Genomic DNA, 14254 nt, shown 5'->3' on the forward strand with positions numbered 1-14254 from the left:
TTGACGCAGTTGTGATTGCATATACTTAAGAATGAGCGGTAAACCTTTTAGGCAGGATTACGTAAAAACCAGCAGGATGGCGTGGTGCTTCGTTCTGTTGGCACAGGAAGCAGTTTGAAATGCGACTAGCGGAAAATACCTTTCCCCGGGATGTCGGGTCGACCCGACAGAATAAAAGCATCGCAGCAAGCCAATTGGCAAAGCTGGTCGATCTGGGGATCGCTTTGTCCGCAGAGCATGATCGTGGTGCCCTTAATCAAAAAATTCTTCAGGCGGCCCGCGATTTTACCAACGCTGATGGTGGTTCGCTTTATTTGATCAATGAAGATGAAAGCGAACTGCATTTTCGGATCATGGCAAATGATACCCTTGATCGCTATGTTGCCGACGGGGACCAGCAGCAATATCCGTTTCCGCCTTTGCCGCTTTATCTGCCCGATGGCACCCCGAACCACCAGAACATCGCCAGTTATGTTGCCCTAAGCGGGGAAACCATCAATATCGTTGATGCCTATGCTGCCGACGGGTTTGATTTTTCCGGCACGCGCCGGTTCGATGCTGCAACCGGCTATCGGTCGCAATCGTTTTTAACGGTGCCGCTTAAAAGTGCGCGGGGCCGGGTGATTGGTGTTTTGCAACTGATCAATGCGCGCAGTGACGACGGGACGGTTATTGCGTTTGATCCCATGATTGAACCGTTGATTACGGCCCTGACCAGCCAGTCGGCGGTGGCGCTGGAAAATCGCCGTCTGTTACAATCCCAGCGTGACCTGATCGACAGCTTCGTCCGTATTCTTGCCCAGGGGATTGATGCCAAATCGCCCCACACCGGTGCGCATTGTGAGCGCGTGCCCGTTTTGGCCAAAATGCTTGCACAGGCGGCGGTCGACCAACAAAACGGCCCGTTTGCCGGTTTCAGCCTAAGCGATCAGGAATGGTACGAACTCGACCTGGCCGCATGGCTGCATGACATTGGCAAAATCGTTACGCCCGAACATGTGGTGGAAAAAGCCACCAAACTTGAAACCATTCATAACCGTATTCATGAAATTCGCACCCGGTTTGAAGTGATGCTGCGCGACGCCGAAATTGATATGTTGCGTCGTCAGCTTGCCGGAGAGGACGCCGCACAATGCCAGGCCGATTTCAACGCGCGGCGCGATGAGTTGCAACAGCAGTTTGAACTTGTGGCGCAAAGCAATATTGGCAGCGAAAATATCGACCTTAACACCGTCACGGCCATGCGTGAAATTGCCAGCCAGAACTGGCAACGCAATTTTGACCGCACTTCGGGCCTTTCATGGGCCGAAAGTAGCCGGATAAACCCTGAAGAAGCGGCGATCCTGTCGCAACCCGGCCCTGAACCCCTGTTATCAGACCGCCAGGACCAGGTTTACAACCAGGTTAATAATGGTGAAATTTATAACCTGTCGATCCCGCGGGGCACGTTAACGCCGGAAGAACGCGCCATTATTAATGACCATGTTGTTCTGACCCAGGACATGTTGTTGCAATTGCCGTTTCCGCCTGGACTGCATAATGTGCCTGCCATTGCCGGGAACCATCATGAAAAAATGGACGGTTCGGGATATCCGCGCGGCTTGAAGGGCGACCAGATGGGAACGCTGGAAAAAGTCATGGTTATTGCCGATATTTTCGAGGCCCTGACAGCCGTTGATCGCCCCTATAAAAAGCCCAAGAAGCTGTCGGAATGTATTGATATTCTTGGGGGGATGCGCGATCAGGGTAAAATCGACAGTGATCTTTTTGAACTGTTTCTAACCAGCGGTGCCTACCGCCAATATGGTGATATCTATTTACAACCCGATCAGCGTGACGAGGTTGATGTCACCCGCTATATCAAAGCTCTTTGATCGAACTGATCGACAGGCCCCTTAGCCGACGGGCGGAATTCTTTAAAGCCCTTGCCGTTGCTTTACCGGGCCACGGCACAATAAAATCATCCCGTGTTTTATGTGAAAAGGGGCCGTTTTAAGAACGACCCCTTTTGATGTTCATATCCCGATTGATCTTACATTTCGTCGTGGAAATGGCAGGCGACCTGATGTTTGGGGCCTAAAACCTCGATAGCGGGGATATCGGTTGTGCATTTTTCCCGTGCATAGGGGCAACGCGTTCGAAATACACATCCCGATGGCGGGTTGATCGGGCTGGGCAGTTCGCCGGTTAGAACAATGCGTTCCTTGTTGCGTTCCAAAATCGGATCGGGGATGGGAACAGCCGAAATCAGCGCCTTGGTATAGGGGTGTTTGGGCGCGTTATAAATGGTATCGCGATCTGCAATCTCCATCACGTTGCCCAGATACAGAACCAGGATGCGATGGCTTATGTGACGCACCACCGACAGGTCGTGGCTGATAAACAGCAAAGCCAGGCCAAATTCGCGCTGCAATTCCTGCAACAGGTTAACAATTTGGGCCTGAATGGAAACGTCCAGGGCTGAAACGGCCTCGTCACACACAATCAGCTTGGGCCGCAAAATCATGGCCCGGGCAATACCGATACGCTGGCACTGCCCGCCGGAAAATTCGTGAGCATAGCGGTTGATCATGTCGGGCAGAAGCCCCACGCGTTCCATGATTTCGCGCACTTCATCACGCACTTGTGCCTTTGTCAGTTCGGGCCGGTGCGTGATCAGCGGTTCGGCAATGATCTGGCCGATGGTCATGCGCGGGTCAAGCGATGCCAACGGATCCTGAAAAATAATCTGAAGATCGGACCGCAAGGCCTGCATCTGTTTGTGATTGATCGATGCCAGATCACGGCCCAGCCAAACGGCTTCACCGGCACTTGGTTCGATCAGGCGTAAAATGGCCCGCCCAAGGGTGGATTTGCCACACCCGGACTCACCAACAACACCGAGTGTTTCACCAGATTTTATCTGAAAGCTGACACCATCAACCGCTTTAAGCGGCACAGTTTTTTTGAACAAAATACCACCCGCAGGTACATCGAAATGCACCTTCAGGTCTTTGACATCCAGAAGAACGGGTTCAACAGTCATGCGGCAAGTCCCTTGTTGTCTTCCAGGTGGCAGGCTTTTATGTGCGGGGTATCGGTGCTGCTTGTTGTTGTGGTTGTTCGCGGTAAGGGCAATTCAGCAATACAACGATCAAACGCATGCGGGCAGCGCGGGGCAAAGCTGCACCCGGCAGGCAGGCGTTGCAGGTTGGGCGGCTGGCCGGGAATGGTGATGAGTTTTTCGTCGCTATTAACCACATCAAGGCGCGGTGACGATGCCAGTAACCCGGCGGTATAGGGATGTTGCGGGTTGGCAAACAGTTCGTTGACCGGCGCACTTTCAATAATGCGCCCGGCATACATCACCTGCACATGGTCGCAAATACCGGCGACAACGCCCAGATCATGGGTGATCATGACAATCGCGGTGTTTAAATCGCGTTTCAAATCGCCCAGCAGGTCCAGAATTTGTGCCTGCACCGTCACATCAAGTGCCGTTGTCGGTTCGTCGGCAATTAGAAGTTCGGGTTCACATAAAAGAGCCATGGCGATCATAACACGCTGGCGCATCCCGCCCGAAAATTCGTGCGGGTACATGTCAAACCGTTTGCTGGCCTCGGGGATGCGTACGCGGTCAAGCATCGCAAGTGCGCTGGCACGGGCGTCTTTTTCGCTCATGCCCTTGTGATGTACCAGCACTTCGGAAAGCTGTTTTGAAATGCGCATATAGGGGTTAAGCGATGTCATCGGGTCTTGAAAAATCATCGACATGCGCAACCCGCGAACCTTGTTAAGGTCGGATGTGGGCAGGCCGATCAATTCCTGCCCGGTCAGTTTGGCCGACCCGGTCGAATAACCGTTTGATGCCAAAAGACCCATGATCGACAAAAATGTCTGGCTTTTGCCCGATCCGCTTTCACCGACAACACCCAATGCTTCGCCAGCCTTGATTGAAAAGCTGACATCATTAACGGCTTTTACATCGCCATCGTGGGTTTTAAAGACCGTTGTCAGGCCCTGAACGTCAAGAATATTGCTCATGGCGTCATGCTCCTTTAGCGGTCACGCGGGTCAAGCGCATCGCGCAGCCCGTCGCCGATGAAGTTAAAGCAAAACAGAATGGCAGCCAGGATTGTTGCCGGAAACAGCAGCGTCCAGGGGGCACTTTCCATTTGCTGCGCGCCTTCGGAAATCAAAACACCCAGGCTGGTCATTGGTTCTTGCACACCCAGCCCCAAAAACGACAGGAAACTTTCAATCAGAATCACCTGTGGAATGGTCAGGGTGACATACACAATCACCGGGCCCAGCGCATTGGGCACAATGTGACGGCGAATGATGTTGAAGTTTGAAACGCCCGATGCCCGTGCTGCCTCGACAAATTCACGGTTTTTGATCGATAGCGCCTGACCGCGCACAATGCGTGCCATGGTCAACCATTCAACCGCGCCCAGGGCAGCAAAAATCAGGTAAATGTGACGGCCAAAAACCACCATCAGCATGATGACGAAAAACATGAAGGGCATTGAATACATGATATCGACAATGCGCATCATGATGTTGTCGGTGCGCCCGCCCATATAACCGGAAATCGCCCCATAGGTCACGCCGATCAGCAGCGAAACCGAGGTGGCAACAATGCCGACCATCAGTGAAACCCGAATACCATACATGGAGCGAACAAAAAGGTCGCGGCCATTGGTGTCGGTGCCAAACAGGAAACCGGCCTGAATATCGGGCGGGGCCTGAATGTAGTCCCAATAGATTTCATCAAACGGATGGGGGTGGACCATTGGCACAATGATGGCGGTCAGGGTGATCAGCACCAGCAGGGTTACACTGACCATTGCGGCCTTGTTGGCGCGCAGGCGGCGAAAGGCATCCTCCCACAGAGAGCGGCCCTTGACGTTTCCGCCCGCCATGGCCAGATCGACGGCCTCGGTTGCGGAACCGGGTGTGGTTTTTGCAAACATTACTGCATCCTCACCTTGGGATCGAGCAGGCCATACACAAGGTCGACCAACAGATTGAACAGAATAATCAGCGTGCCATAGAAAATGACGACCCCCATCACCAGCGTGTAATCGCGGTTAAGTGCGCCCTGGACGAAATAACGCCCGATCCCGGGGATGGAGAAAATCTGTTCGATCACAACTGAACCGGTGATAACTGCCGCACTTGCCGGGCCAAGATAGGAAACCACCGGCAAAATACCGGCTTTCAGGGCATGACGGGTGATCATGACCCGTTCCGGCAGGCCTTTGGCGCGGGCCGTACGGACAAAGTTGGATCGTAAAACCTCGATCATGGAGCCGCGGGTGAGGCGGGCGATATAGGCGATTTGCGGCAGGGCAAGGGCGATAATGGGCAGAACAACCTGGTCAAGCCCCTGTTCCCAGCCGCCAACAGGTAGCCAGCGTAAATAAACCCCGAATATAAGGGTTAAAAGCGGCGCCATAACGAAGTTTGGAATGGTAATGCCGGTCATGGCTGTTGCCATAACCGCGTAATCAAGTTTGGAGTTTTGTTTTAAAGCCGCCAGCGTTCCCAGTAGCGTGCCAAAGATCAAAGCCAGAAAAATGGCCGATCCCCCCAATGTCAGCGACACAGGGAAGCCACGAAATATCAGTTCGGTCACGGTAAAGTCGCGATACTGGAAAGACGGGCCGAAATCGCCCTGTACCACATCACCCAGATAGCGGCCATATTGCATCCATAACGGTTCATCAAGGTGATAAACGGCGTTCAGGTTGGCGGCGACCTCGGGCGGGACAGAACGTTCCTTGTCAAACGGTCCGCCCGGTGCGGTGCGGATCAGAAAGAATGACAGGGTGACAATGATAAAAAGCGTCGGGATCGCCCCGAGCAATCGTTTGAGCGTAAAGCCAAGCATCTGGTTATCCCCAAAGCCTGTCCGCCGCGCAAGGTGGTTACGCGGCGGACAGTGCGTTCAGACTGTTAATCGAACGATTATTTTTCGATATACAGGTACTGCGAACGAACATGGTCCATCACGTTGACATGGCCTTTGCCATCGGCATCCCAGCCTTTGACATAGGATTTGATCATGTGCTTGGTCACATAGTGATAGATCGGGGCAACAGCGTTGGCTTTCAGGAAGATTTCCTCGGCATTGCGCAGCAGTTCCATCCGTTTTTCGGAATCCTGCTCGTTCGAGGCTTCGTCCATCAGCTTGTCAAATTCCGGGTCGTCAAAGCCGGTATCGTTCAAACCGGAGTCTGATTTCCACAGTTCCAGGAAGGTGTTGGGATCGTTGTAATCGCCAATCCAGCCAGCGCGGAAGACCTGGGTTTTTTCCTTGGCTTTACGGGTTTCAAGGAAGACCTTGAATTCTTCGTTAACCAGGTTGACCTTGGCGCCAAAGACGCTTTTCCACATCGAGGCAATCGCAATGGCGATTTTCTTGTGGTTGTCGTTGGTGTTGTAACGAATTTCGACAGTAACGGGGTTATCCTTGGAATAACCGGCTTCCTGATACAGCTTGTAAGCTTTTTCGTTACGTTCCTTTTGGGTCATGTCCTTGAAATCGGCATAGACCGGGGTGTAGCCGGTCATGCCCGGCACGACATAGGCATAAGCGGGAACTTCGCCAGCGGTGACGATTTTGTCCATCAGGATGTCGCGGTTGATTGCCAGCGAAAAGGCTTCGCGCAGCTTGGCATTATCAAACGGCGGCTTGGTCATGTTAAAGCCGTAGTAATAAACGCCCAGATAGTTCGACACGACGAATTCGTCGTTCATGTTGTCGCGGATCCATTTGATCTGGTCGTTCGGGACTTCATAGGTCCAGTCCAGTTCGCCGGCGCGGAAACGCTTCAGTTCGGCGGTGGTGCTTTCGGTCGGATAGTAAATAACCTTGTCAAGCTTGACGCTATCGGCATTCCAGTAGCTGTCATTTTTGCTTAGCACGATGCGCGATTGCGGGTTCCATTCGTCCAGTTTGAAGGCACCGTTGGTGACCGAATTGCCCGGGCGGGTCCACTGGTCGCCAAATTTTTCAACAGCAGCCTTGTTTACCGGATAGCTGATGGAGTGGGTCAGCAAACCGAGGAAATAGGGGGTCGGGCCAGCAAGGTCCACTTCAAGGGTTTTGTCGTCAATTGCCTTGGCACCGAGTTCTTTTGGCTCCATTTTGCCAGATGTAATGTCATCGGCATTTTTGATCGGCGCCAGAAGGAACGAATATTCAGAACCGGTTTTGGGATCAACTGCGCGCTGCCAGGCATAAACAAAGTCGCCGGCTGTAACAGGGTCGCCGTTGGTCCATTTGGCATCATCGCGGATTTTGAAGGTGTAGGTCAGGCCGTCTTCGCTGACTTTCCAGCTTTCGGCTTCGCCCGGTACAATTTTACCGCTGGCTTCTTCGCCAACCAGGCCTTCATAAAGATCACGCAGAATGTGCGAGGCTGGAACATCTTCGGCAATTTGCGGATCAAGGCTGCCCGGCTCGGAGCCATTGCCACGGTTCAGCACCATTTCAGCCTGTGCTGCAACCGGCGCGAGTGCAGCCATGCTGCTTGCAAGAAGGCCAGTGCCGATAAGGAAAGCTCGTGACGAATTAAAGAAGCCGTGCACGAGACCCCCTTTGGTCTTCGTGATGAATGACATTCAGTATGTCTCCCTTTGTTTTTGTTTGGTCGCCCTGGAGCGGGAAGCATCCCCACTAATGCGTACGCGAAAATACTGATGACAAACATTGTTTCCTGCAAGCGGCAATTCCATAAATTGGAAACAATTGAAAATTATTTGCGCAAAATTGAGATAATTTTAGGTGATATTTCCAAATACAACCAATTGGCGATTTTTAGTTGCGCCTGTTGGGGCGTAGTACAATGTCATGAGATTTGGCTAAACCGTTGCTGCGCAAGGCTTGATAAAGCATGGCAACCAGGCTGGCCTAAACCGCCCATATGCTTGATCAAGCTATGTATTTTCCTGCCTTCTGGGTTGCGCGCATAAATTTTTTGCTAATCACCTTCTGGGCGAATGGGTAGGGAAACCCCGGTGTTCATGTGATTTTTTCTGGAATAAGCGTTTGAAAATAAATAATTAATTCTCAAAATAGCAAAATCGCGTTAACCGATTCGACGACGAAGATTTTCAGTTGGGCAATGTGACATGACTGGATGATTCTAAACATCTTTTTTCATGCAGTGATTTTGTTCACATCATCGCGGAAGGTTGCCTTTAAAACAGGCAGTTTGCTAAATTTATGGGCATTTAGCTGTAAGCGGTTTTCATGAAAATTGGGCGGTTTTGTTGCCTGTGATAGAAAACAATTTCCTGAAAACCATGCACAGGTATTGTTAGTCCAAACGGGTTGACGATCTGCTTAATGATCGTTGCGTCAGTTAAAAACAAAATTTGCAGGGCAGGAAAAATGCATGACCAAGAACAACCCGCCTAATGTCTGGCAAGACCTTTCGGCTGACTGGCTTAACTGGGCGGACCGTCTTGCTGCGCAGGCCGGAAAAATTAATCGTTACCTGATTGATGTCCTTAATCTGCCAGCCCTTGCTGCGGCTTCCCCGGGCCGGGATTTGCAGGTGCTTGATCTGGCATCGGGGGTTGGGGAACCGGCATTTTCGATTGCGCAGATGCTGGCCGGGAATACAACCGGCCGTGGTGACGATAGTGCCGCTGGTACGGGTGGAAACAAAGGCAAGGGGAACGGTGCCGACGGGGCTATACCAGCGCTGGCGGGCCGGGTTGTTGCCTCTGATATTGTGCCAGGCATGTGTCGCGGATTGGCCGCACGCGCCGTGGCTGAAGGCATTGGTAACCTGAATGTCGTTACGGCGGACATGGAAGCCTTGCCGTTTGCGGCTCGGACGTTTGATGCCATATCGTGCCGGTTTGGTGTGATGTTTTGTCATCGGCCGGATTTGGCTCTTGCTGAAAGTTATCGTGTTTTGGTGCCTGGGGGCAGGGCCGGGTTTATGGTGTGGGCCCCCATGGCGGATAACCCGTTATTTATTGCAATGGATAAGGTTTTGCGTGCTGAAATCGGCGTTGGATTTGACAGTGCCGGCTTGAATTTGTTCGGGTTTGCTGATCCGGAAACATCACGTGCACGGATGAGACAGGCCGGATTTACCGATATATCGCTTTCCACCCGGGCCCCCGTGGGGCGCATTCCCGAAAATGCGGCCTTCTGGCGACCGCAGATGGAAATGCTGTTTGGGCCATATTTGCGTCATGCCGGGGAAAAACGGTGTTTGGCAATTGATGCTGCCATGCGGGCAGAATTGACGCAATTTGTTGATGAGGCTTATTTTCGGGTGCCTGTATGCTTTCATATCCTATCCGGTAGTAGGGGGACTTAAACTTTAATAGGTCAAAAAAACTTGCCTTTTTTTGCTGCACGTGCGAGATGGAAAGCTTGGCGAGCCGTTCTGTCGGGTTGAAAAACCGGCGTAATGGCTCCCCCTGTCGTAGCACCAGGTAAAAAACACGCAAAGGTTTGGGATAATGAAAACCATCGTCGTCTGTTCGGGCGGGCTGGATTCTGTTACATTGGCGCATAAGGTTGCGCGTGAACACAGTCTGTACGCCCTGATTTCCTTTGATTATGGTCAGCGCCATAAAAAGGAACTGGATTTCGCCGCTGATGCCGCCCGGGATTTGGGGGTTCGCCATCATGTGGTTGATTTAACACCGGTTGGCGCATTGCTGACGGGGTCGTCATTGACCAACGACGATGTTGCTGTGCCAGATGGCCATTACGCAGAAGAAACCATGCGGATTACCGTGGTGCCCAATCGTAATGCCATTATGATGTCAGTGGCGTTTGGTGCGGCGGCCAGTGCCGGTGCTGACGCGGTTGCCGCGGCCATGCATGGCGGTGACCATTTTATCTATCCCGATTGTCGGCCCGACTTTATCGACGCCTTTCAGAAAATGCAAAACCACGCATTGGACGGTGTTGCGAAAATCCGTCTCTATACACCGTTTATCAACGCGACCAAGGCCGATATCGCCGCCGAAGCCGGACGGCTGGGTGTGCCGATTGACCGGACATGGTCGTGTTATAAAGGGGAAGAAGTTCATTGCGGGCGTTGTGGTACCTGTGTTGAACGTCGCGAGGCGCTGGAACTGGCCCGTGTACCGGACCCGACGGTTTATATTGACCGTGAATACTGGAAACAGGCCCGTGCTGAACATGCCATGCGCAAAATGGCAGAAAACGCCCCCAAGGTTTGATCCGCCCCGGAAGGCAAAAACATGCCGGGCGTGGTACACAGCATGTGCCAGCCTTGCACGTTTGAAAATTCCGGCACCTGTTGGCTAACCGGTAGCCTTGTTATCTTTACGGGTCTTGCAAAAAAGGCATTTTCGCCGGGCGCAACAACGGGTCACCGCACGATTATGGCTATTTCTAACACCGGTTAATGCGGCCCTGTTTGGGGGCGGGATTAACCATGGATGATACCGTGTAAATTTTGCGCGACCGGATGTGTCATACCCAGCCAGGTTTGAAACGCCCGGACCGCGCCGTATAACAGAGCCAATAAATGTTCAGAATTACCAAGCAGTTTGCCTTTTCGGCCTCTCATGTTCTGGGGGGGCTTTCGCAGGATCATCCGTGTGCGCGCCTGCATGGGCATAATTATATTGTCGAGATTGAATTGCAGGCTGCAACGCTTGATAGCCGGGGTTTTGTGCGCGATTATCGCGAATTGACCCCGCTAAAACGCCTGATTGACGATGAATTTGATCATCGCCATTTAAATGATGTTCTGGGTCATGATCACGTCACGGCTGAAAACCTGGCGCAGTTTTTTTATGACTGGGCCAAGGGCCGCTGGCCGGAGGTTTCCGCTGTCCGGGTGTCGGAAACCCCTAAAACCTGGGCGGAATATCGCCCATGAGCCAGCACAGCGCCCCTACCTTGCTTGCACCGGGTTGTTCGTCTGTGGCTGACCCCGTTATGGATGGCGACAGCGACAAAGTGCGCCAGCACGGCAAAATTCGCATTTCCGAAATATTCGGCCCCACGGTTCAGGGGGAAGGTGCGCTTTTGGGGATGCCGACGGTTTTTGTCCGTACCGGCGGGTGTGATTTTCGGTGTTCGTGGTGCGATACATTATATGCCGTGGACCCGGCCTTTCGTGCCGACTGGCAGCCAATGGATGCGAATGGCATTTTGGCCCGGGTTTGCGAACTGTCCAATGACCGGCCTGTGTTAGTGACACTTTCCGGCGGAAACCCGGCCATTCAGCCGCTGGAAACCCTGATTGATCAGGGGCATGAACAGGGCTTTACCTTTGCCATTGAAACCCAGGGCAGCATCGCACGCTCATGGTTTGCCAAACTTGATCATTTGACCCTAAGCCCCAAGCCGCCCTCAAGTGGTACCGTTTTTAAGGCCGATGATCTTGCTGCCTGCATTGTCGCAGCACGCAAGGGCGAGGGAGCCGGGCCCGCCATTACGTTGAAATTTCCCGTAGCAGACGACGATGACCTGGCGTTTGCCAATCATGTGCGGCAGTTACATGCCGATATTCCGTGCTATCTGCAACCGGTAAATGCCACCCCTGCTGCCCCGCATCCCGACGGGGCAAATGGCGTCGATATTGATGCCCTGACCGAAAAATACCGCTGGCTGGTAGATCAGGTGTCGCAAAAAGGCTGGTTTGATGTGCGTGTCGTGCCGCAATGGCATGTCCATGTATGGGGTAATTTGCGCGGGGTTTAACGGCTTTTTTCCTGTTTTATACCCATTATCGATGAGAAGAACGCATCGATAATTCGATAGGTGCGACGGTGTTGCGCTACCCATGCTGCGAAAGACAAAGGCTTCGTCGCGTCCGCCCGCCGGGTAAGCGGCTTGTTAACCGGTTTCGGTCAACAAGCTTTGGTCAATGTCGCTGGCTTGTGATCTGCGGTTGCTTTTTTTATCGGCCAGTATTGTGGGCTTTTGGCATTGCCCTATACAGAAAACGCGCAAATGTACCAACATTCTGTCGCAAATATTCAATTTGCACCGCAATGGTTATGTCAACCTTGCAAATAATAAACTTTTGGGTTTATTTTTTTGAAGGTGCCTTTTCACATGGTCTTTTGTTCCGGTGAAAGGTGCGCGGCGTCGAAACGCAATATTTCCCTTCTGCCGCTGCTTTGGGTTCTGCATTTCATTAAAAAGATGAGAATCTTTTTTATTCCAAAATGAATATCTGACGAAACTCATGAAACGGCAGGGTTCGCACCTTTTAGGTGATTGGAAATATAAAAAATAAAATAATCAAAGCCTCAAAATATTCGGGGGCAATCAGGCAGAGGAGGGCAGTATATGAGTGAGACTGGTATACCCGCGCCAGAGGGTGATTCAGAGGTAATCGAGACCGATTATGTCATTGGTCAGGATAATATTTCCAAACAGATTGGCCCATTTGGCCTTGATATTCATAATCCGGTTTTCGTGATATCCGGATTGACGATTGTTGCTTTTGTCCTGCTGACATTGGCGCTTCAAAATCAGGCGGGCGCCGTATTTAACGAACTACGGGACTGGCTTACTTCGACATTTGACTGGTTCTTTCTTCTTGCAGGCAATGTTTTTGTCCTGCTGTGCCTGTTTCTGATTGTTTCGCCCTATGGCAAGGTTCGGATCGGGGGACAAGATGCAACGCCGGATTATTCCTATTCCGGCTGGTTTGCCATGCTGTTTGCAGCGGGGATGGGCATCGGCCTGATGTTCTACGGCGTCTCGGAGCCGATTTCGCATTTTTCATCATCCTTCGCAGAAAATGCAGGAACAGCAGCAAGTTGGGCGCCACTTGGCGGTGCACCAGGCAATGCCCTGGAAGCCCGGCATCTGGGGATGGCTGCAACCATCTTTCACTGGTGCCTGCATCCCTGGGCGATCTATGCCATCGTGGCGCTGTCGCTGGCGATTTTCTCGTATAACAAGGGCCTTCCCTTGACGATGCGCTCGATATTCTATCCGGTGTTTGGCGAGCGGATATGGGGGTGGCCTGGTCACATTATTGATATTCTTGCCGTTTTCGCGACGCTTTTTGGCCTTGCCACGTCATTGGGTTTCGGGGCAGAGCAGGCCAATGCAGGCCTTCATCACGTTTTTGGCCTGCCGGTTAATGAAGTCTCAAAAGTATTGCTGATCGTCGGCATCACAGGCATTGCGCTGGTATCCGTCGTGGCGGGCCTTGATGCGGGTGTAAAGCGCCTGTCAGAAATCAATATGGTGCTGGCAGCATTGCTGCTTCTGTTTGTGGTGCTTGTCGGTCCGACCTGGGCAATCATTTCAGGCTTTTTCACCAACCTTTACGAATATGCCCGCTATTTGCCCGAATTGTCGAACCCCTTTGGCCGTACGGATGACAATTTCCGCGATGGCTGGACCGCCTTTTACTGGGCCTGGTGGATTTCGTGGTCTCCTTTTGTTGGTATGTTTATTGCCAGGATTTCGCGGGGGCGAACGGTTCGCGAGTTCATTGTTTGTGTTCTCATTATTCCGTCGCTTGTTTCGGTATTCTGGATGACAGCCTTTGGCGGCACTGCAATCAGCCAGATCGTCAATGACGGGTATCAGGCCGTTGTTGATGCACCGCTCGAACTTAAACTGTTTTCAATGCTTGAGGCATTACCGCTTCAGGCGATCACGTCATTCATTGGTATTTGTCTGGTGATTGTCTTTTTCGTCACGTCGTCGGACTCTGCATCGCTTGTGATCGATACGATTACGGCGGGTGGCAAGGTTGACGCGCCGCTTCCCCAGCGTGTTTTTTGGGCCAGCTTTGAAGGACTGGTTGCTATTGCACTTCTGCTAGGCGGCGGATTGGGGGCGTTGCAGGCAATGGCGGTTTCAACAGGCTTCCCCTTTACCTTTGTTTTGTTGCTTGCCTGTTATGCCATCGTCAAAGGTTTGGCAAGCGAACCGCGCTAATCTAAAAAGCCGAATTTAACCAACAACACCCCGTGCATTTACACGGGGTGTTGTTGGTTTGATGCCAATTTTCTTTTCTCTGTCTTTGGTCATGTGAATGGTGCAGTTTGTCCTTGCTACCAGCATGATCGTAGTGCGTAATGGCGGGGTAACCAGCCTGGCAGTTACACTGAAATTTCCCGTACCAGACACAAAAAATGTTGTATTCGCCGATCCTGTGCGGCGGGCACAGGCAATATTTCGTGTTGTCTGTACCTGGTAAATACTTCCCCATTGTTGCGCCACGTCCTTGGGGCGCAATTGATATTGATGCGCTATCGGCAGCTTTGGCGGGTGGGTGGACTC

11 protein-coding genes are annotated in these 14254 nt (G+C 52.2%); 6 read left to right on the plus strand and 5 right to left on the minus strand.

The features are described 5' to 3' along the window. Nucleotides 1-119: 119 nt before the first annotated feature. Nucleotides 120-1874 carry an HD family phosphohydrolase gene (locus THS27_RS13870; protein WP_085591833.1) on the plus strand — a complete coding sequence of 585 codons (1755 nt, stop codon included), beginning with the start codon at nucleotides 120-122 and terminating at the stop codon, nucleotides 1872-1874. Between the two features lie 158 nt (nucleotides 1875-2032). On the opposite strand, the gene THS27_RS13875 is transcribed toward THS27_RS13870, so the two are convergent. From THS27_RS13875 to THS27_RS13895, 5 genes are all read right to left on the minus strand, one after another. After that, nucleotides 2033-3025 carry an ABC transporter ATP-binding protein gene (locus THS27_RS13875; protein ID WP_085591835.1) on the minus strand — a complete coding sequence of 331 codons (993 nt, stop codon included), beginning with the start codon at nucleotides 3023-3025 and terminating at the stop codon, nucleotides 2033-2035. Next, complete coding sequence (locus tag THS27_RS13880) at nucleotides 3022-4023, minus strand: ABC transporter ATP-binding protein (RefSeq protein ID WP_085591837.1); 1002 nt, start codon at nucleotides 4021-4023, stop codon at nucleotides 3022-3024. The genes THS27_RS13875 and THS27_RS13880 overlap by 4 nt, the downstream gene beginning before the upstream one ends. Before the next feature lie 14 nt (nucleotides 4024-4037). Continuing rightward, a complete protein-coding gene (locus tag THS27_RS13885; protein ID WP_085591839.1) occupies nucleotides 4038-4955 on the minus strand; it encodes an ABC transporter permease subunit in 918 nt (305 codons plus the stop codon). Beyond that, the gene (oppB, locus tag THS27_RS13890; RefSeq protein ID WP_085591841.1) at nucleotides 4955-5875 is read right to left on the minus strand and encodes an oligopeptide ABC transporter permease OppB; all 921 of its coding nucleotides are present in this window, start codon (nucleotides 5873-5875) and stop codon (nucleotides 4955-4957) included. Before oppB ends, THS27_RS13885 begins: the two co-directional genes overlap by 1 nt. 77 nt (nucleotides 5876-5952) lie before the next feature. Further along, complete coding sequence (locus THS27_RS13895; RefSeq protein WP_085591843.1) at nucleotides 5953-7611, minus strand: peptide ABC transporter substrate-binding protein; 1659 nt, start codon at nucleotides 7609-7611, stop codon at nucleotides 5953-5955. Between the two features lie 776 nt (nucleotides 7612-8387). Between THS27_RS13895 and THS27_RS13900 the strand changes: the two genes are divergently transcribed. From THS27_RS13900 to THS27_RS13920, 5 genes are all read left to right on the plus strand, one after another. Continuing rightward, nucleotides 8388-9329: a class I SAM-dependent methyltransferase gene (locus THS27_RS13900; RefSeq protein ID WP_085591845.1), complete on the plus strand. Its 942-nt coding sequence runs from the start codon at nucleotides 8388-8390 to the stop codon at nucleotides 9327-9329. Nucleotides 9330-9474: 145 nt separating this feature from the next. After that, a complete protein-coding gene (queC, locus tag THS27_RS13905) occupies nucleotides 9475-10206 on the plus strand; it encodes a 7-cyano-7-deazaguanine synthase QueC (protein WP_085591847.1) in 732 nt (243 codons plus the stop codon). Nucleotides 10207-10517: 311 nt separating this feature from the next. After that, a complete protein-coding gene (queD, locus tag THS27_RS13910) occupies nucleotides 10518-10874 on the plus strand; it encodes a 6-carboxytetrahydropterin synthase QueD (RefSeq protein WP_085591849.1) in 357 nt (118 codons plus the stop codon). Next, nucleotides 10871-11701, plus strand: coding sequence for a 7-carboxy-7-deazaguanine synthase QueE (gene queE, locus THS27_RS13915; RefSeq protein WP_371455639.1), 831 nt, complete (start codon nucleotides 10871-10873; stop codon nucleotides 11699-11701). The genes queD and queE overlap by 4 nt, the downstream gene beginning before the upstream one ends. 594 nt (nucleotides 11702-12295) lie before the next feature. Then, nucleotides 12296-13909 (plus strand): BCCT family transporter, encoded by a 1614-nt coding sequence (locus THS27_RS13920; protein WP_085591851.1) that lies wholly within the window; start codon nucleotides 12296-12298, stop codon nucleotides 13907-13909. The last annotated feature ends 345 nt before the right edge of the window (nucleotides 13910-14254 follow it).

The organism is Thalassospira sp. MCCC 1A01428 (genome assembly GCF_002115825.1).
Classification (GTDB): domain Bacteria; phylum Pseudomonadota; class Alphaproteobacteria; order Rhodospirillales; family Thalassospiraceae; genus Thalassospira.

Excerpts from the sequence above, each read along its gene's own strand:
- THS27_RS13920 (WP_085591851.1), top strand. The coding sequence starts at position 12,296 with ATGAGTGAGACTGGTATACCCGCGCCAGAGGGTGATTCAGAGGTAATC.
- THS27_RS13875 (WP_085591835.1), bottom strand. The coding sequence starts at position 3,025 with ATGACTGTTGAACCCGTTCTTCTGGATGTCAAAGACCTGAAGGTGCAT.
- queD (WP_085591849.1), top strand. The coding sequence starts at position 10,518 with ATGTTCAGAATTACCAAGCAGTTTGCCTTTTCGGCCTCTCATGTTCTG.
- oppB (WP_085591841.1), bottom strand. The coding sequence starts at position 5,875 with ATGCTTGGCTTTACGCTCAAACGATTGCTCGGGGCGATCCCGACGCTT.
- THS27_RS13900 (WP_085591845.1), top strand. The coding sequence starts at position 8,388 with ATGACCAAGAACAACCCGCCTAATGTCTGGCAAGACCTTTCGGCTGAC.
- THS27_RS13885 (WP_085591839.1), bottom strand. The coding sequence starts at position 4,955 with ATGTTTGCAAAAACCACACCCGGTTCCGCAACCGAGGCCGTCGATCTG.
- queC (WP_085591847.1), top strand. The coding sequence starts at position 9,475 with ATGAAAACCATCGTCGTCTGTTCGGGCGGGCTGGATTCTGTTACATTG.
- THS27_RS13870 (WP_085591833.1), top strand. The coding sequence starts at position 120 with ATGCGACTAGCGGAAAATACCTTTCCCCGGGATGTCGGGTCGACCCGA.
- THS27_RS13880 (WP_085591837.1), bottom strand. The coding sequence starts at position 4,023 with ATGAGCAATATTCTTGACGTTCAGGGCCTGACAACGGTCTTTAAAACC.
- THS27_RS13895 (WP_085591843.1), bottom strand. The coding sequence starts at position 7,611 with ATGTCATTCATCACGAAGACCAAAGGGGGTCTCGTGCACGGCTTCTTT.
- queE (WP_371455639.1), top strand. The coding sequence starts at position 10,871 with ATGAGCCAGCACAGCGCCCCTACCTTGCTTGCACCGGGTTGTTCGTCT.